This is a genomic window from Paenalcaligenes niemegkensis (assembly GCF_022230885.1).
Lineage (GTDB): Bacteria > Pseudomonadota > Gammaproteobacteria > Burkholderiales > Burkholderiaceae_B > Paenalcaligenes > Paenalcaligenes niemegkensis.
Map to the genome: position 1 here is coordinate 2,101,779 of NZ_JAKGCT010000004.1, position 16,491 is coordinate 2,118,269.

Annotated in this window: 15 protein-coding genes and 3 pseudogenes; 10 read left to right on the forward strand and 8 right to left on the reverse strand. The window is 52.1% G+C overall.

Annotated features, from left to right (window positions below):
- Positions 1–71: 71 nt before the first annotated feature.
- The 5 genes from L1889_RS14255 to L1889_RS14275 all read right to left on the reverse strand — a co-directional run bounded on the left by L1889_RS14255 (position 72) and on the right by L1889_RS14275 (position 5,493).
- Positions 72–1,124 (reverse strand): glycosyltransferase family 4 protein, encoded by a 1,053-nt coding sequence (locus L1889_RS14255; protein WP_238665658.1) that lies wholly within the window; start codon positions 1,122–1,124, stop codon positions 72–74.
- 101 nt (positions 1,125–1,225) lie between these two features.
- The gene (locus tag L1889_RS14260) at positions 1,226–2,593 is read right to left on the reverse strand and encodes an MFS transporter (RefSeq protein ID WP_308217650.1); all 1,368 of its coding nucleotides are present in this window, start codon (positions 2,591–2,593) and stop codon (positions 1,226–1,228) included.
- A complete protein-coding gene (glmU, locus tag L1889_RS14265; RefSeq protein WP_238665659.1) occupies positions 2,557–3,936 on the reverse strand; it encodes a bifunctional UDP-N-acetylglucosamine diphosphorylase/glucosamine-1-phosphate N-acetyltransferase GlmU in 1,380 nt (459 codons plus the stop codon). Before glmU ends, L1889_RS14260 begins: the two co-directional genes overlap by 37 nt.
- 29 nt (positions 3,937–3,965) lie before the next feature.
- Positions 3,966–4,613, reverse strand: coding sequence for a PhaM family polyhydroxyalkanoate granule multifunctional regulatory protein (locus L1889_RS14270; RefSeq protein WP_238665660.1), 648 nt, complete (start codon positions 4,611–4,613; stop codon positions 3,966–3,968).
- A 46-nt stretch (positions 4,614–4,659) separates the two neighbouring features.
- The gene (locus L1889_RS14275) at positions 4,660–5,493 is read right to left on the reverse strand and encodes an NUDIX hydrolase (protein ID WP_238665661.1); all 834 of its coding nucleotides are present in this window, start codon (positions 5,491–5,493) and stop codon (positions 4,660–4,662) included.
- 266 nt (positions 5,494–5,759) lie between these two features.
- Here L1889_RS14275 and coxB point away from each other — a divergent pair.
- From coxB to L1889_RS14300, 5 genes and pseudogenes are all read left to right on the forward strand, one after another.
- Positions 5,760–6,919 (forward strand): annotated as a pseudogene (gene coxB, locus L1889_RS14280) (cytochrome c oxidase subunit II).
- Positions 6,920–6,995: 76 nt separating this feature from the next.
- Positions 6,996–8,597 (forward strand): cytochrome c oxidase subunit I, encoded by a 1,602-nt coding sequence (gene ctaD, locus L1889_RS14285; RefSeq protein WP_238665662.1) that lies wholly within the window; start codon positions 6,996–6,998, stop codon positions 8,595–8,597.
- 29 nt (positions 8,598–8,626) lie between these two features.
- Positions 8,627–8,737: a cytochrome oxidase small assembly protein gene (locus tag L1889_RS14290; RefSeq protein WP_238665663.1), complete on the forward strand. Its 111-nt coding sequence runs from the start codon at positions 8,627–8,629 to the stop codon at positions 8,735–8,737.
- Positions 8,738–8,741: 4 nt separating this feature from the next.
- Positions 8,742–8,966: a DUF2970 domain-containing protein gene (locus tag L1889_RS14295; protein WP_238665664.1), complete on the forward strand. Its 225-nt coding sequence runs from the start codon at positions 8,742–8,744 to the stop codon at positions 8,964–8,966.
- Positions 8,967–9,020: 54 nt separating this feature from the next.
- Positions 9,021–9,895 (forward strand): annotated as a pseudogene (locus L1889_RS14300) (cytochrome c oxidase subunit 3).
- A 1-nt stretch (position 9,896) separates the two neighbouring features.
- Here the strand turns inward: L1889_RS14300 and L1889_RS14305 are convergent.
- Entirely contained in the window at positions 9,897–10,097 is a 201-nt protein-coding gene (locus L1889_RS14305) for a DUF2909 domain-containing protein (protein WP_238665665.1), read from the reverse strand.
- Between the two features lie 45 nt (positions 10,098–10,142).
- Here L1889_RS14305 and L1889_RS14310 point away from each other — a divergent pair, with 45 nt between their 5' ends.
- The 5 genes and pseudogenes from L1889_RS14310 (at position 10,143) to L1889_RS14330 (ending at position 14,095) form a co-directional block, all read left to right on the forward strand.
- Complete coding sequence (locus tag L1889_RS14310) at positions 10,143–10,760, forward strand: SURF1 family protein (protein ID WP_238665666.1); 618 nt, start codon at positions 10,143–10,145, stop codon at positions 10,758–10,760.
- A 147-nt stretch (positions 10,761–10,907) separates the two neighbouring features.
- A complete protein-coding gene (locus tag L1889_RS14315) occupies positions 10,908–11,525 on the forward strand; it encodes an SCO family protein (protein ID WP_238665667.1) in 618 nt (205 codons plus the stop codon).
- A 3-nt stretch (positions 11,526–11,528) separates the two neighbouring features.
- Positions 11,529–12,550, forward strand: a pseudogene (locus L1889_RS14320) (COX15/CtaA family protein).
- The gene (gene cyoE / locus L1889_RS14325; RefSeq protein WP_238665668.1) at positions 12,547–13,437 is read left to right on the forward strand and encodes a heme o synthase; all 891 of its coding nucleotides are present in this window, start codon (positions 12,547–12,549) and stop codon (positions 13,435–13,437) included. The pseudogene L1889_RS14320 and the gene cyoE overlap by 4 nt, the downstream one beginning before the upstream one ends.
- A gap of 34 nt (positions 13,438–13,471) precedes the next feature.
- A complete protein-coding gene (locus L1889_RS14330; RefSeq protein WP_372871646.1) occupies positions 13,472–14,095 on the forward strand; it encodes an SCO family protein in 624 nt (207 codons plus the stop codon).
- A gap of 290 nt (positions 14,096–14,385) precedes the next feature.
- On the opposite strand, the gene rpoH is transcribed toward L1889_RS14330, so the two are convergent.
- Both rpoH and fghA read right to left on the reverse strand, forming a co-directional pair.
- Entirely contained in the window at positions 14,386–15,282 is an 897-nt protein-coding gene (gene rpoH / locus L1889_RS14335; RefSeq protein WP_238665669.1) for an RNA polymerase sigma factor RpoH, read from the reverse strand.
- A 300-nt stretch (positions 15,283–15,582) separates the two neighbouring features.
- Complete coding sequence (gene fghA, locus L1889_RS14340; RefSeq protein ID WP_308217651.1) at positions 15,583–16,479, reverse strand: S-formylglutathione hydrolase; 897 nt, start codon at positions 16,477–16,479, stop codon at positions 15,583–15,585.
- Between the last annotated feature and the right edge of the window lie 12 nt (positions 16,480–16,491).

Consider the following 16,491-nt stretch of genomic DNA (forward strand, 5'->3'; position numbering starts at 1 on the left):
TGGAAAATTTTAATTTTCTATGTAGCCGCCTGCACCTTTTTTCAGAAACAAAACCCGACAATGTCGAGGTTTTACTCTGTCTGCCCTAACGTTGCCCGATACAGCGCTACATAACGTTCTGCCATAAGAGGCACATTGTATTCCTGCAAAACCAGCTTCTCTGCCTCTGTGGCAAGTGCCGTTCTTAAGGCTTCGTTTTCCAGCAAAGTATCACATGCTGCGGCAATCGACTGGTAATCGCCCACCTCACAAAGAATTCCCCTATCGTCTCCAATCAGGTCAGGTACCCCGCCAACCTTCGTTGAAACTACAGTAGCACCGTACAGGAAAGCTTCCAGAACACTGGATCCCATACCTTCGGACATCGATGTCAGCAGGAAAACATGCATTAAGCGATACATATCTTCAATATTCTGCTTAAAGCCCACAATGCGGTATACCTGCTCAAGGCCTAGCTCATGAACCAAAGCTTCGGTGGCCTGAAACTCTCGCCCATCTGCACCAAAATGCAGAAAAACAAAATCTTGCCTTTTCTTCCACAGTTCGTTTATTGCCCTGACGCATGTCAGCGGGTCTTTCTCTGGAGAGAAAGCAGCACAGGTAGCAATGACATACTTTCCCGATAGCTCATAGTCTTCTGCAAACTGCGTAATTTGCTCTGCATCGGCGGGAACAAACTCCATCGCACTGGGTATGATACTTACCTCTATACCCAGACTTCGCGGGAGCTCTGCCGCCGCAGCACTAATAGCAGCAAAAGCATCCACACGGTTCCACTTCAGGTGGGTGCGTGACTTGATAGGAAAACTGGTACGCCGGGTATAGACCACGCGGGCGCGCAACAATGGTTTCACCAAGGCGACCATTGTCAATGCTCCCGCCGTCTGCACATGCACGATGTCGAAGGCGTTTCGGTGCATCAACAGATACACTGCCAGCCCGGCGTTCGTCCCTATCTCTTTGACAGTTAGTCCAGCTTGACGGGCTCTGGCATACAATGCCCCACCTTTTCTGGCGAGCAATGTAACCTGGCATCCATGCTGGTGCAGTTCCGATGCAGTAGAAAAAGTTTGGCGCTCGCCACCTCGCCAGCCCTTCTCCAGATTAACCATCAGAATTTTCATGAAGCTCCATTATTAAAAATCGGGATCGGATGCAGGATTCAGCTGCCGTGCAATATTAACGCCCACCGATATCAGAGCACAAAAAATTGCCACTACCACCCCTAAAAAGGCCCATTGCTGACACTGGCTCCGAACACCAGTGCCACTAGCGCTGTGCCGAAGCTTTGTCCGAAAACACGCGTCGTGGCTTGCATACCGCCGGCAGCCCCACTGCGATGGCGGGGAACGCCAGCCAATAGAGCACGATTGTTTGGGGTTTGAAAAAAGCCAAAACCAACACCGCTGACCAGCATCGTACTGATAACCAAAATATAAGACCCCTGGGTACCCAGCATTAACAGGCCGGTCATGCCCGCGGCCGTTGCTCCGGCTCCTACTGCGCATAAGGTTGCCACCGGCAAGCGTGCCGAGAGGTACGCAGAAACCGGAGCCATGATAGCCACGCCTATGGACCACGCTCCCAGAAACACGCCAATGTCTGCATAGCTGTAATGCAGGACTTGCCTGAAATAAAAAGGCAGGGCGATCATTGCTGCCATCTGTGAAGCGAACGAGAACAACGATGCCAGTACGGCATAGCCCACCGCCGTAATCTTCAATAAATCCACTGGCACGATGGGAGCGTCTTGTGTCAGGGAACGCGCAATCAGGTAGCGGGCACAGAGGGCCGCTACAATTAGACAAGCCGCCGCCCAAAGAGGTTGGGACGTCAGTAAGTCAAGACCAAGAATAGAAAGCCCAAACACCGGCGCACTAAGTAAACAGGCTATCCAGTCAAAGGCTTTACGAGTACGCGGAGCTTCAGGCAAATAACGTATGCCCAGCCACGTGAGCGCGCACAAAGGTACGGTTATCAGGAATATCCAGCGCCAGGACGCCACGCTCAGGATAAAGGCACCTATCGAAGGTCCCATGACGGCAGTCATGGCCACGACCATGGCGTTTAAGCTTAATCCCATCGCCAGACGCTTAGCGGGATAAATGTTGCGCACCAGCCCACCAAATAAACACATCAGCATCGAGCTACCCAGACCTTGAGCGATACGAGCGCAAAGCAAGGTCGTGAAGCTTTGGGCATACGCAGCCCCCAGGGATGCCACTAAAAACACCACGGTGCCCAAAACAAACAAGCGGCGTAGTCCCACTCTGTCAGCAACAGCAGACAATGGCAGCAAGGTCATTACTACCGTCAAACTGTAGGCAATGGATACCCAAACCACTTGTGAGGCTTCGATGTCCAGCTCGAGTGCGATGGTCGGCAATGCCACATTGGACATCGTGGCATCCAAGACAGTAATGGCAATGGCCAACAGTAGCGTTGCCGCAGCGCGTATACGCTGAGGTTTAGGCAGGCCATCGGGCAGTGTCGCCTTTTTTACATTGTCTTCATCATCTGGTGAAATTGCAGTTTCTATGGGCAGCACGAAAGTAATTAAGACTCCGCTTTTTTCTTGGTGGGCCGTACCCACGAATCTATCGTTTTCTGTGGACTACGAGAAATCGTCAGTGAGTCGGCTGGTACATCACGGGTAACGGTTGTGCCAGCGCCAATAGTCGCCCCTTTGCCAACCCGGACCGGTGCAACCAATTGAGTGTCGGAACCGATAAACACATTATCTTCAATAATGGTTTGATGCTTGTTTGCACCATCGTAGTTGCATGTGATGGTGCCGGCGCCCACATTGACCTGCTCACCCAACACAGCATCACCGATGTAAGACAGATGACTTGCTTTGGAGGCCGGCCCAAAATGGCTGTTCTTCACTTCAACAAAATTACCGATTTGCGCACCTTCTCCTAGTCGGGTACCCGGGCGTAAACGCGCGAAAGGGCCTACCTTGACGTCAGACTGCGTCGTTGTTTGATCGAGATGGCTAAATGCCTCAATGCGTGACTTTTCACCCAGCGTGACGTTGCTAAGCACACAATGCGCAGCAATATGCACGCCATCACCAAGCACCACATCACCCTCAAACACGCAGCCCACATCAATAAATACATCACGGCCGCAGCTCAAGGTTCCACGAAGATCAAATCGCGCCGGATCTGCGATGGTTACACCTTGTTCTAGTAATCGTCGAGCTTGCTCTTCTTGCCATGCCCGCTCAAGCTGAGCTTGCTGAACACGACTGTTCACGCCCAGCGTTTCCCAGGAGTGCGCAGGATGTGCAGCGCTGACCGCTACGCCATCACTAACCGAAAAACCAACCACATCCGTTAAATAGTATTCACCTTGTGCGTTGCTGTTATCGAGACGATCCAGCCACAGCTTGAGCCGGGAAGTAGGCGCGGCAAGAATACCGGTATTGACTTCATTGATCGCACGCTCGACGTCCGAAGCATCTTTATGTTCGACAATGCGAGCAATAAAACCGGACTCATCACGAACAATACGGCCGTATCCGGTAGGGTCTGCCACGTGTTCGGTGAGAATAGCCAGCCCCTCTTGGCGAGCATCTAATAAGGCCTGCAAGGTATCGGGCTGCACCAGCGGCACATCGCCATACAACACAAGGGTGGTATCTGCAGCACCCTCGCCCAGAAGCTCTGGTACGGCTTGCATCACCGCATGCCCGGTACCCTGCTGGGGCTGCTGGATAACAAATCGCAAATCGTCCTGACCGGCAAATTTTGCTTCTACCGTCTCGGCACCGTGTCCGACCACCACTACGATACGATCTGGCTGCAACAGCCGGGCCGAGTCGAGGACATGCTCAAGCATGGGCTTGCCCGCAATAGGATGCAATACTTTGGGCAAGGCCGACTGCATACGTTTGCCTAAGCCGGCGGCCAATATAACTACATTCAACATAAAACTTTACCTAAAAAAGACGGCACGCGTTATTTACTGGAAGGACGGGTTGTTTTCTTTGCCGCTGAAGCGCTTTTAGACGCACCACTCGCCTTGCTGGCGGCTTTCTTGGCCGATTTCTTTGCAGCGGCTTTCGTAAAGGTAGAATCGCCGGATACGTCTGCTACCGATGAAGCCATGGTGTCCGCCATGGCCTGGGCACTTTGCATAGAAGCTGCCGTGGCATTAGCCATAGCCTCAAACTGCTGCTGCATTAGCGACCACCATGCTTTTGCTGAATCGGCAGGATCCTCTGTCGAAGCTGCACCCTTGCTTGAGCCGGAGCCGGAAGCGGCAGCAGCAGAGGCGCTTGCCATTTCGGCGGCACGCTGTGCAAACCCCTGTACCGTTGAAATGGTTGCTTTTTGAATTTCCAGACCCTGAATCGTGCTTTCCAGCATTGATAGGTTAAGCTTCAACCAGTTCTCTACGGCACGCAAGTCACGAATTCGTTTCTCAAGCTCTTCGGGTGCCAAAAATGCAGCGGAAGAATCGGCCACGTTACCGAAGCCACCTGCGCCCATGGTCTCCCATGCTGACCGCATCATTTCCAAGGACGCAAACAACGGGTTCTTTGATGAGTCCGCTGAGGTGCCGCCTGTCCCCATCATGCCCGGTATGTCAAAAGGGTTTTGCATAGTCGTACTCCTAATAATATGAGCCAGATCCAGGGATTAAAACAAATTATCCACCGTTAGAATTCTCAATGCGTCGACGGATGCTGTCCAGTATGACAATCTCGGCCTCTAAAGTGAACATACCTAACTGCGCCATTTCCCAATACTCATCAATACTGATTGAGCGTATCTCGCTGACTTCACCATCAAGATTCTTAGGTGTCGTAGTCTCATCTAAGACACAGTCATTTACCCACACATTCTCTACCTGATAGCCTTCAGGCAAACGCCTGTGCATGCGTAAAATCAAGCGCATGGGCTCCAGAGCGTGAAGCTGGTCAATAAATAGCCCCGCCTCTTCCTCACATTCGCGTATTAACGACACATGTAAATCTTCGTTAGCGCTGGACAAGCCTCCAACCAAAGTATCCCATTTATCTGGGTCTGTTGATTTGTGAGAAGCTCTTTTCTGCACCCACAGGTGACCGTCGGGTGTCCAGGCGTTCAGATGCACAGCTTGTGTAAGTAGCCCTAGCGGACGTACACCGCCCCGCTCAATAGCACCTAAATGCTGGCCTTCACCGACTACATCCAACAGCTCGTTTCTCCATGACTTTACACACCCTGCTGCATCTAACGCGACAGCAATCTCAGCTAAGCGTGCATTAACTTTCGCCGAAGGAGACTGATTAGACGCGATATGCACGGCTTCGCCATCGACAGCAACACCTGGAAGCCTGGACAATACATTTGCCGCGGCATCGTGCGCCCAGCCACAGACCCGGCCGCAGACGGTCAGAGGGCGGCAGCCTACAGGCGGCAACTCTTGAGTGAGTAGTAGCAATTCCTGAAAGCGCTTCTGCAGCGCTATCGACAACGATTTAGTAGTTTTAATTGTCATGATCCGGATTGTAGTTCATGCCTACCCAACTGATGCCAAGTCAAACCATGTATTTGTACTATCCGCATCGTAGGGCATACCCTGCCCTTGATGCTTTCAACTTGTTCGCTATAATTTCCCTGAAGCTCCAACTATAAAAATCCAAACAGTCAGGCCTTGTGTCTAGCTGAACATGAATACCAAGCCGTAATTTTCCAGTCGTTCTCCTTGCCGTTGCAGTCAGTACACCGCTCATGGTGATAAACAAGCATAAAACGAGGGACTACATGAAGATGTGGAGAGGTTTTACAGGGTTAATCGCCCTCTGTGCTGTCACTACTGTCAGCGCTCAAGTTGAAGATATGCCGGGTGGGCCCCGTGTCAACCAGCTAAATCTCCCTCCGGGAGTCACGCAAATGGCACGCGACATTGCATGGCTGCATTGGATGATGCTCGTCATCTGCACCGTGATTTTCCTCGGTGTATTCGGAGTCATGTTTTACTCCATCGTTGTGCACCGTAAGTCCAAGGGGTTTAAACCAGCTACCTTCCATGAACACCTGGGAGTTGAAGTCGCCTGGACAGTCATTCCTTTCATTATTGTGATAGGCATGGCACTACCTGCTACAAAAGCGGTGGTCGCCATGAAAGACACCACCAGTTCCGACCTGACGATCAAGGCTACGGGTTACCAATGGAATTGGGGCTACGAATATGTTGATGGCCCTGCATCAGGGGTCAGCTTCTTTTCGAATCTCTCTACCCCCAGAGCTCAAATCGAAAACCGTGAGCCAAAATCCAACACCTACCTCATGGAAGTGGATAATCCCCTCGTGGTGCCGGTGGACAAAAAATTCGTGTTGTAGTGACAGCGGCTGACGTCATACACGCATGGATGGTTCCCGACTTCGGGGTCAAGCAAGATGCCATCCCTGGTTTCTTGCGAGACGCCTGGTTCACAGCAGAGAAAATTGGCACCTATCGTGGTCAATGCGCTGAGCTCTGCGGTCGCGACCATGCCTTTATGCCGATTGTCGTCAAGGTCGTATCCCAAGAGGACTACGAGCAGTGGGCAGCCGACCAGACCCAGGCCGGCAGCGCTCAAGACGACAGCAACGTAGACACCATGGACGAAGACGCACTGGTCAGCCGCGGCCAGGAAGTCTATACCAAGACATGTGTTGCCTGTCACCAGGCTAACGGCCAAGGTCTGCCCGGTACATTTCCTGCTCTGGATGGCGACGAAAAATATGTACTTGCGCCCATGAAAGAACAAATTCTGACGGTGCTGAACGGGCATCCGGGCACGGCTATGGCAGCTTTCAGAGACCAATTGAATGACGTGGAAATCGCCTCGGTTATTACCTATACACGGCAGTCCTGGGGTAATGCGGGCGAAGGGCCCGATCCCGTAGTGCAGCCCAGTGATGTGAAAGCACTGCGTTGAGTTGAGTATCAGGCCTGAAATAATGCGCATACCCCCTGAAGCCTAAGCGCTTCAGCCATGGAGGAAGGAGCAAAGAATGAACACCGTTACTGCCGATAACCCTTCGGTCACCCACGACCACGATCACGGTGCGCACCACGCGCCCAAAGGCTGGCGAAGGTGGCTGTTTGCGACAAACCACAAAGACATCGGGACGATGTATTTAATCTTCTCGTTTGTCATGCTGCTGGAAGGCGGTGTGCTGGCCTTGCTGGTGCGTACCGAGCTGTTCTCGCCTGGCTTGCAATTTTTCCGTCCTGAACTGTTTAATCAGTTCACGACCATGCACGGCCTGATCATGATCTTCGGCGCCATCATGCCAGCGTTTGTGGGCTTCGCCAACTGGATGATCCCCCTGCAAATTGGCGCCTCGGATATGGCTTTTGCACGGATGAACAACTTCAGCTTCTGGCTGCTTCCCGTGGGTGCCACCTTATTTACGGTCTCATTCTTTGTTCCCGGCGGTGCTCCTGCTGGTGGCTGGACCATGTACGCCCCCTTGTCGCTACAGATGGGGCCCGGGATGGATTTTGTCATCTTTGGGGTGCATATTCTGGGGGCCTCATCGATTATGGGGGCCATCAACATCATTGTGACCGTACTCAACATGCGTACACCCAACATGAACATGATGCGCATGCCCTTGTTTTGCTGGACATGGCTGATTACGGCTTTCCTGTTAATCGCTGTAATGCCCGTGCTGGCAGCTGCAGTCACTATGCTGCTGACCGACCGTCACTTTGATACGCACTTCTTTAATGCCGCCGGCGGCGGCGATCCGGTTTTATATCAGCATATATTCTGGTTCTTTGGACACCCAGAGGTATACATCATGATTTTGCCGGCTTTCGGCATTGTCTCGGCCATTGTCCCTGCCTTCTCTCGTAAGCCTTTGTTTGGCTACGCATCTATGGTGTATGCCACGGCGGCGATTGCCATTCTGTCGTTTCTGGTGTGGGCACACCATATGTTCAGCACGGGCATGCCGGTCACCAGCCAGCTTTATTTCATGTATTCGACAATGCTGATCGCGATTCCTACGGGGGTAAAGATCTTTAACTGGGTCGCGACAATGTGGCGGGGATCCTTAAGCTTCGAGACGCCAATGCTGTTTGCCATCGGTTTTATCTTTGTCTTTACCATTGGCGGTTTCACGGGCCTGATTGTGGCGGTGGCCCCCATCGATATCGCTGTACACGATACCTACTACATCGTGGCTCACTTTCATTATGTATTGGTGGCCGGCTCATTATTCGCGCTGTTTGGCGGAGCCTATTACTGGCTACCCAAATGGACCGGACGTATGTATAGCGAGCGGTGGGGGAAGATTCACTTCTGGTTCACCATGATCTCCTTCAATATCACCTTCTTCCCCATGCACTTCCTGGGGCTGGCAGGCATGCCCCGGCGTTACGCCGACTACGCAGCACAGTTCACCGACTTCCATCAGGTCGCTACTCTTGGCGCATTCTGGTTTGGGTTTTCACAGCTCATACTGATTGCAATCGTCATTCGCGCTGCGATGGGCAAAGGTGAGCCTGCAGCCGCAAACCCATGGGAGTATGCTGAAGGTTTAGAGTGGACCGTACCGTCTCCTGCGCCCCATCACACCTTCGAGACGCCACCTCCCTTTAAATGATTGAAGTTCTGTTTACGAGGAGATTCGCCATGACCCCGGAGCAACGAAAACGAAACCGCATCACTGGTTTTATTCTTGCGGTGATTGTCGTCGCCATTATGATCTGGACTTTCCTGCGTGGCGGCAGTCTCTTAGGGTGATGCTATGAATAATGATATGCGCGACTTGACACGACGAAAAATGAGCCTGAAACAAACGGTGAAGGCCATTGCATGGGGTGCTCTCGGTGTGCGTCGAGGCAAAGGTCATTCTGACGACATTGCTACGCTTAACCCCCTTGTGCTTATTGCCGTAGCGCTAATCGCCACCGTCTTTTTTGTGGTGGCTCTGGTATTTATCGCACGACTATTTATTGGCTATTTAAGCTAACCCTACCAGCGTCGAGGGCAGCATCAAGACGATGCCTTAACAAAGGAGAAGAGCATGGACGCCCAACCAATGGTTCAGACCAAAGAGGCACCGTACTACTTTGTACCTGGACTATCTTCGCACCCGGTGCGTACCAGCCTGACCATGCTGGTAGGACTGCTGGGGGCGGCTTTATGGATCAACCAGTTCCCCGGCGGGAAATGGGTTTTTTCGCAGGCCTGTTCTGTTTCTTTCTTTCGCTGTATCTTTGGTTTGGCGAGGCCATCAGCGAATCGGAAGCAGGGCTAAACAGTAGCCGGGTCGACTATTCCTATCGTTGGGCTATGGCGTGGTTCATTTTCTCGGAAGTCATGTTCTTCTCGGCCTTTTTCGGCGCGCTATGGTACACGAGAGAGATTTCCACACCCTGGCTAAGCGATCTGGATCACCGTCATTTACTTTGGCCTGACTTTGCGGGAACCTGGCCAAACGTCGGGCCCGCCGGAATTATCGCTCCTTTCGAAACTGTAGGCCCTTTTTGGCTGCCTACAATCAACACGGCCTTGCTGCTGACCTCAGGACTAACCTTAACGATTGCACACCACGCTGTTCGTGCGGCTGATCGTAGCAAGGCCGTTCGCTGGCTCGGCTTAACGGTAATCCTGGGCTTTCTGTTTGTTCTGTGCCAGGGCTACGAATACGTGCACGCCTACTCTGAGCTTAATCTGCGTTTTAGCTCAGGGTCGTACGGTGCGTTGTTCTACATGCTGACAGGCTTCCACGGTTTTCACGTCATAGTCGGCGCCACCATGCTAAGCGTAGTCTGGATACGCCTGGCACGGGGCGACTTCAGTGCCAAACACCACTTCGGCTTTGAAGGAGCCGCCTGGTATTGGCATTTTGTTGACGTGGTCTGGCTGGGCTTGTATCTATACGTATATTGGTTCTAAGTTACGGAAAACCAGTGCTAGGCAGCCACCCCAGGGCATGGGCGCCTAGCACGCCAAGAAACAATGCAATCGACAGCCCCACGCGCCACGTCAAGGCTACAGCAAGGTTATTGGTGCCCTGCTTGTCTTTTAACAAGAACACAAGGGATACCGCCATACTCAGAATGATCACGAAAAACATTACTACGATCAGCACATGCATATTGCCTCCAGCTAATCACAATGATGACGTCACGGCTTGCAACGGATGAGTAAAAAAAACATTGCTGCAATTGTTTTTTTATTGGCACTAAGCGCCGTTTGCATGAGTTTGGGCAAGTGGCAATTAAGCCGGGCCGCTGAACGTGTTGCTTTGACCGAAGAAATTACAGCTGGCCGCAATCAGCCTCTGATAGACCTGAGTTCGGCCCCGGGCAACACACACAACTGGCAACCCTCACGCGCAACCGGCTATTGGCGTCCAGACTTAACTGTACTCCTAGAAAATCGGAATTATCAAGGCAGACCCGGATATTGGGTAGCCACGCCCCTGATATTAGACTCCGATGACAACGAAGCGGTACTGGTGCTTCGCGGCTGGCTGGCACGCACCACATCCCAACCCGTTTTACCTCCCCTTCAAGCTGAAGAAGCGGTATCAATACAAGGAGAGCTGCGCAGTCACGTGCCCCGGATGTATGAGCTCATGCGCCTGTGGGGTCCTGAAGCAGAGTCTTTACCCTCTACCCTGCCCTCAGCTGGGGGACGAATCCCCACTGTCCAGAACCTTCAGATTGCCGACCTGGAACGGGTTTCGAATTTGCGGCTGCGCCCTTATGTTCTGCTGCAGCAGCAAGTATCCCCCCTAGCGAAAACCCTAGCTTGATTCAGGACTGGCCACAGCCCAATCTAGATGCACACCAAAATCGTGGCTATGCCATACAGTGGTTCAGCTTCGCAACGATTGCCGGAGCAGCAGCCATCTTGCTGCTTTGGCGTTCGCGCCGTTCAAAGATGATTTCAAGAGACACAGATGCATAACGAGACTTCAAAACGCTCAATCACCCCTATCGTTCTCATTGCCCTGGTGTGCGTGGCACCTGTGGCCTTTGCAGCATTGGCGTACTTCGTACCCGGAATCGGCTTGCGTCCGGCAGAAAGCTCAAACTACGGCCAGCTGCTTGAGCAGCGCCCCGTTTTAGACGTGGCCCCCACCTCTTTTCGCACGCTAGAGGGCGAAAGCTTCGACATGGACTCACTTCGAGGCAAGTGGGTACTGGTCAGCGTAGACAGTGGCGATTGCGATGAAGCCTGCGTGCGAAAACTGTTTATTTTGCGTAATTCACACGCAAGCCAGGGCAAAAACGTAGATCGTGTAACTCGAGTCTGGCTGGTTACAGATGAAGCCACGCCCAGCCCTCAGATACTGGAAGCTTACACTGGCACGCATATTTTACGCACTGACGACCAGACTGCCGCCGCGCTACTCGTTCCGTCCCTCTCGACAGCACAACAAACAGAGCACTTGCGAACAGGCATGTGGGTCATTGATCCGATGGGCAACCTGATGCTGGAATTTCCTCCTGATGCCGATCCGCTGAAGGTACGTAAAGACATTAGCAAACTACTTTATCATTCACGCGTAGGCTAATTTATGAGCGATGACGCCATACGCAAGCGATACCGGCGCCTTGTGTTTTTCACATGGTTTCTGACGGTAGACCTTATTATGTTCGGCGCTTTCGTGCGTCTGGCTGACGCAGGTCTGGGGTGTCCAGACTGGCCGGGCTGCTATGGAAAGCTCAGTCCTATAGGCGCCAACGCCTTAATTCAGCAGGCCTATGAAGCCATGCCCTGGGGCCCCGTCAGTCACGGCAAAGCGTGGATAGAAATGATTCACCGCTATGTAGGGGCTACGCTGGGCCTATTGATTATTATCATTGTCTATATGGCAACCCGCTACCGGCATGTCACTGAGCGTACCCCAGTCATTGCGTGGGTTGCGCTCATCGCTGTGTGCGTACAAGGCGCGTTTGGAGCCTGGACAGTTACCCATAAACTCATGCCTGTGATCGTCACTACTCATCTGCTGGGAGGCATGACGGTACTGTCACTACTAACATGGCTGGCTGCTCGTGAACGCCTTCCAGATACCCTCCAACCAGAAGACCGACGATGGCGCCCGCTCGTGATCGTATCCTTTGTGCTGCTAATGGCGCAAATTGCACTGGGTGGCTGGGTCAGCACCAATTACGCTGCACTAGCCTGCATGGACTTCCCCTGTGCCACGGCCAGGTATTTCCGCCAATGGACTTCAGCAGCGGTTACTCCTTAATCCGCGGCTTAGGCAAATTACCCAGCGGCGAACTGATCTCCCGGGAAGCCCTGACAGCAATTCATTGGAGCCACCGCAATTTCGCTTTCGTCGTGTTTTTGTTTGTAGGGGCAACGGCATGGAAAATACGGGAGAAACCCGCCTTGCAAGGACCCGCCAGACTGCTATTGTTGTTGCTGTGCCTGCAGCTTTTTACAGGGCTCACCACCATATTTTTCAAATGGCCTCTGCTTATCGCTGTGTTGCATAATGGTGGGGCCGCAGGGATGGTGCTGTGTTGTGTCACCTTGCTAGTCCGAACATCGCACTCTAAAACCTTAGCCAAGGGGTACGCTGTATGACGACCGTAACTGCTAGTTCAAGTTCGCTCTGGCGCCAGTATTGGGTGCTGACTAAACCCAGAGTCACCCAACTGGCCGTGTTCTGTGCCGTTATCGGTATGTTTCTGGCCAGTCCGGGCCTGCCTGATCCCATCATCGTGGTAGCTGCCACCATCGGCATATGGCTACTGGCTGCAGCAGCCTTTGCCATTAACTGCCTAATTGAACGCGAGGTAGACGCTCGTATGCTGCGCACCGCCCGCCGTGCTACCGCCAGCGGAAGCATCAGCAATTCGCAGGTACTTAGCATGTCTGCGCTTGTAGGCCTTAGCGGCATGATTGTGCTTTATGTGTTCGTCAACGAGCTAACGATGTGGCTCACCGCCTGCACATTCATTGGCTACGCTATTATTTACACCGTCGTGCTAAAGCCCAGGACCCCACAGAACATCGTCATCGGCGGCTTATCCGGGGCTATGCCGCCGGCTTTGGGTTGGGCTGCCATTTCCAACGCGGTGCCCGCCGAGGCATGGCTTCTTGTGTTGATTATCTTTATTTGGACGCCTCCCCATTTCTGGGCACTGGCGCTGTATCGTCAACGTGATTACGAGAAGTCGGGCCTGCCCATGCTGCCCGTTACGCATGGTAAACCGTTTACCAGCCTGCATATTCTGCTCTATACCCTGATTTTATTTGCAGCTAGCCTTTTACCCTTTGTCATCAGAATGAGCGGACCTGTGTACGCGATCGCAGCAGTGCTGCTAAGCGGGCGCTTTATCCATTATGCATGGCGCTTGCACCGTAACTATTCAGACGAGCTTTCCAGGCAAGTTTTTAAGTATTCAATTGTTTATCTTGCCCTGCTGTTTGGTGCGCTTTTACTTGACCATTGGGCAGTGCTGCTCTAAAACGGATGGTCCATTACTACTATAAGCTGCCTCTATGTCTGCATTCCCCACGTTTTCTTTAAGAAGCTACGCACAGATCTTCGCCTTAGCGGCCATGGTATTTATTCTCAGCGCTTGCAGCCCAAGTGCTGAAGAAATGCAGTTTAACGGCAGCAATATCAGCGGCTCGAACTTAGGTGCTGATTTGACCATGGTAGACGGCGAAGGCAACTTGCGTACGCTTGAGAGTTTCAGCGGTAAAGTCGTAGTGGTATTTTTTGGTTTTACCCAGTGTCCTGACATTTGCCCCACCGCGCTCAGCCAGTTGGCGGCAGCTATGGAGCTCCTCGGAAATGATGCCGATAAGGTCCAAGTGCTATTAATTACCGTTGATCCCGAACGAGACACCCCCGAAATCATTGCAGAATACGTACGTGCCTTTGATGAGCGCTTCCTGGGTTTAACTGGCTCGCCTGCCCAATTGCACAAAACAGCTCAGTCTTTTAAGGCCTTCTACGCCAAGGTTCCTGGCCCCACACCCGAGCAATACACCATGGATCATTCATCTTCGTTCTATATTCTGGACGGCAAGGGCGAAGCCCGCGTGCTTTTACGTGGCGATGCGACGCCAGAGGAAATATCTCAAGACATTAAGCAATTACTGCCCACAGCAAGTTAAAAAACCGCTTACCCCGCAGCGTGTTTATGTTCAAAAACACGGGGGCGGGTGAAATCAAGATAGCAGACAGACAAGTCAGACCAAAGTCGGGCAAAAAAAGGGACACCAATGCTGGTGTCCCAATAGCATCCGCTTCAATAGGGAGGGGAAGAGGAGAAGCCGAAGCAGATGCACCACAACGCAATGCTCAGGGAAGTGCGATTGCGCTGTTGATATAAGTTAGTCAGATGCACTTGGCTTAAGTTCAGCAAGGCTAATATTTAAAGTGTAAAAAAAATTTCATTTTGATCTTAAGCCGCCGACTGCAAAAGCCCGCGCATTTTCTTCATGGCGGCAACTTCAATTTGGCGGATACGTTCGGCAGAGACACCATACTCGGCTGCCAGATCGTGTAAGGTCAGGCCTTTATCATCTTGTAGCCAGCGTGTTTCAATGATTCGGCGCGAACGGGGGTCCAGCTGTTCTAGTGCGGACTCCAGACCTTCACCTTCAAGCGTCTTTACTGCCCGCTCGGCAAGTACCTGAGAAGGTTCGAACTCACCTTCGTCAGACAGGTAGGCGATAGGAGCAAAATTGTCTTCGTCGTCATTTTGTGACTCGAGAGCGAATTCCCCACCAGACATGCGAAGTTCCATCTCGCTGACATCTTGCGGACGCACGTTGAGCTCGCGGGCAATATGATCGATCTCGTCGGGATTCAAGGTTTGTCCATCTTCTGGGCGCATACGTCGCAAGTTAAAAAACAGCTTGCGTTGTGCTTTGGTCGTGGCAATTTTTACCAGACGCCAGTTGCGCACCACATATTCGTGAATTTCTGCTTTGATCCAGTGCACTGCAAACGAGACTAAGCGCACACCCCGCTCGGGATCAAAACGTTTTACGGCTTTCATCAGCCCGATATTACCTTCCTGGATAAGATCGGCATGGGGCAGACCGTAGCCTAGATATTGACGAGAAATTGACACCACTAATCGTAAATGCGACATGATGAGCCGACGTGCGGCCTCTAGGTCGGCGCCTTGTTGTAGGCGGCGGCCCAGTTCAACTTCTTCGTCGGGGCTGAGCATGGGTTGAGCATTGACTGCAGAAATATAGGCTTCAATTGTGCCCAGGGCACCCGGATTGGATACCGCAGCAGCCAGTTGATGCGCTGGAGCGAGGGCCAAGGATTGCGAAGTTTGGGTCATGAATGGTCCTGTAAAGGTTGCCTCCCGCACTCACACTGGTACAAGGGGGCAACATCTGCACTAAAACTATAATTCAATTTTAGCACTCAAAGCCATAGAGTGCTAAGTTCCTTAAGTACGTCATGTAGGATAGTTTCTACACTAAAAAGTTCAGTTTTTTAGGCGTTTTTACATCAAATTCACATTACTTACCAACGTTCGTATTTAATTTTGGTATGTATTTTTGAAGCGCTTGCCATGCTGTCTTAAAAAAGAAGCGCATCCGAAGATGCGCCGCAACCCTTTATTTTAAGTTAACTGTCACAGCCGTTCGGCATGAAATTTCATGTGATCGGCAATAAAGCTCAAAATAAAATAATAACTGTGATCGTAGCCTTCGTGTCGGCGCAAGGTTAAAGGCTGCCCTACTTTCTGGCACGCTTCCTCCAGGGCTTCAGGATAAAGCTGCTCGGCCAAAAACTGGTCTGCCAGGCCTTGGTCGACGAGAATCCCTTCAGGATACGGTGCAGAGCTTTGCTTTTGCATAAGCAAGCTTGCATCATAAGCCTCCCAAGTGGACTTATCATTGCCTAGATAGCCGCTGAAGGCCTTTTCGCCCCAAGGGCATTGGGTGGGCGCTGAAATAGGAGCAAACGCCGAGACAGACTTAAACTTGCCCGGATAACGCTGCGCCAATACAAGCGCCCCATGACCACCCATTGAATGCCCAAAGATACCAACCCGCTCAGCATCACCTGGAAGAAGCGTGGTGGCGATGTCGTAAAGTTCGCTGACCACATAGCTTTCCATTCTATAGTGCTGGCTCCAGGGCGACTGCGTTGCGTCTACATAAAAGCCAGCCCCCGTTCCGAAGTCCCAACCATCATCCTCGCCCGGAAACCCAGCGCCACGAGGGCTGGTATCCGGCGTAACTAAGATAATACCGTGCTCGGCTGCATACTGCTGGGCAGCCGCCTTAGTCATAAATGTTTCCTCGGTACACGTTAAGCCTGCCAGGAAAAAGAGCACCGGTAATTTGGCTGACCCCATAACATTGGCATCGCTTTCTGCATTTTTTGCTGCGTCCGCACCTGCCTGAGGCGGTAGATACACTGAAAAGCGCATGGGTAAGCCAATGGTCTGGGATGGGTGCTGATAATAGCGCTGCCATCCATCGAAACAACGGTGTTCGCTGATAAGTTCCAACTGACTAAGCATGTGAATTCCCTG

Bases quoted from the DNA above. Each gene is read 5' to 3' on its own strand.
- L1889_RS14275 (WP_238665661.1), bottom strand. From the start codon at position 5,493: ATGACAATTAAAACTACTAAATCGTTGTCGATAGCGCTGCAGAAGCGC.
- L1889_RS14255 (WP_238665658.1), bottom strand. From the start codon at position 1,124: ATGAAAATTCTGATGGTTAATCTGGAGAAGGGCTGGCGAGGTGGCGAG.
- glmU (WP_238665659.1), bottom strand. From the start codon at position 3,936: ATGTTGAATGTAGTTATATTGGCCGCCGGCTTAGGCAAACGTATGCAG.
- cyoE (WP_238665668.1), top strand. From the start codon at position 12,547: ATGACGACCGTAACTGCTAGTTCAAGTTCGCTCTGGCGCCAGTATTGG.
- L1889_RS14270 (WP_238665660.1), bottom strand. From the start codon at position 4,613: ATGCAAAACCCTTTTGACATACCGGGCATGATGGGGACAGGCGGCACC.
- rpoH (WP_238665669.1), bottom strand. From the start codon at position 15,282: ATGACCCAAACTTCGCAATCCTTGGCCCTCGCTCCAGCGCATCAACTG.
- L1889_RS14315 (WP_238665667.1), top strand. From the start codon at position 10,908: ATGCATAACGAGACTTCAAAACGCTCAATCACCCCTATCGTTCTCATT.
- L1889_RS14330 (WP_372871646.1), top strand. From the start codon at position 13,472: ATGTCTGCATTCCCCACGTTTTCTTTAAGAAGCTACGCACAGATCTTC.
- ctaD (WP_238665662.1), top strand. From the start codon at position 6,996: ATGAACACCGTTACTGCCGATAACCCTTCGGTCACCCACGACCACGAT.
- L1889_RS14290 (WP_238665663.1), top strand. From the start codon at position 8,627: ATGACCCCGGAGCAACGAAAACGAAACCGCATCACTGGTTTTATTCTT.
- L1889_RS14295 (WP_238665664.1), top strand. From the start codon at position 8,742: ATGAATAATGATATGCGCGACTTGACACGACGAAAAATGAGCCTGAAA.
- L1889_RS14310 (WP_238665666.1), top strand. From the start codon at position 10,143: ATGAGTAAAAAAAACATTGCTGCAATTGTTTTTTTATTGGCACTAAGC.
- L1889_RS14305 (WP_238665665.1), bottom strand. From the start codon at position 10,097: ATGCATGTGCTGATCGTAGTAATGTTTTTCGTGATCATTCTGAGTATG.
- fghA (WP_308217651.1), bottom strand. From the start codon at position 16,479: ATGCTTAGTCAGTTGGAACTTATCAGCGAACACCGTTGTTTCGATGGA.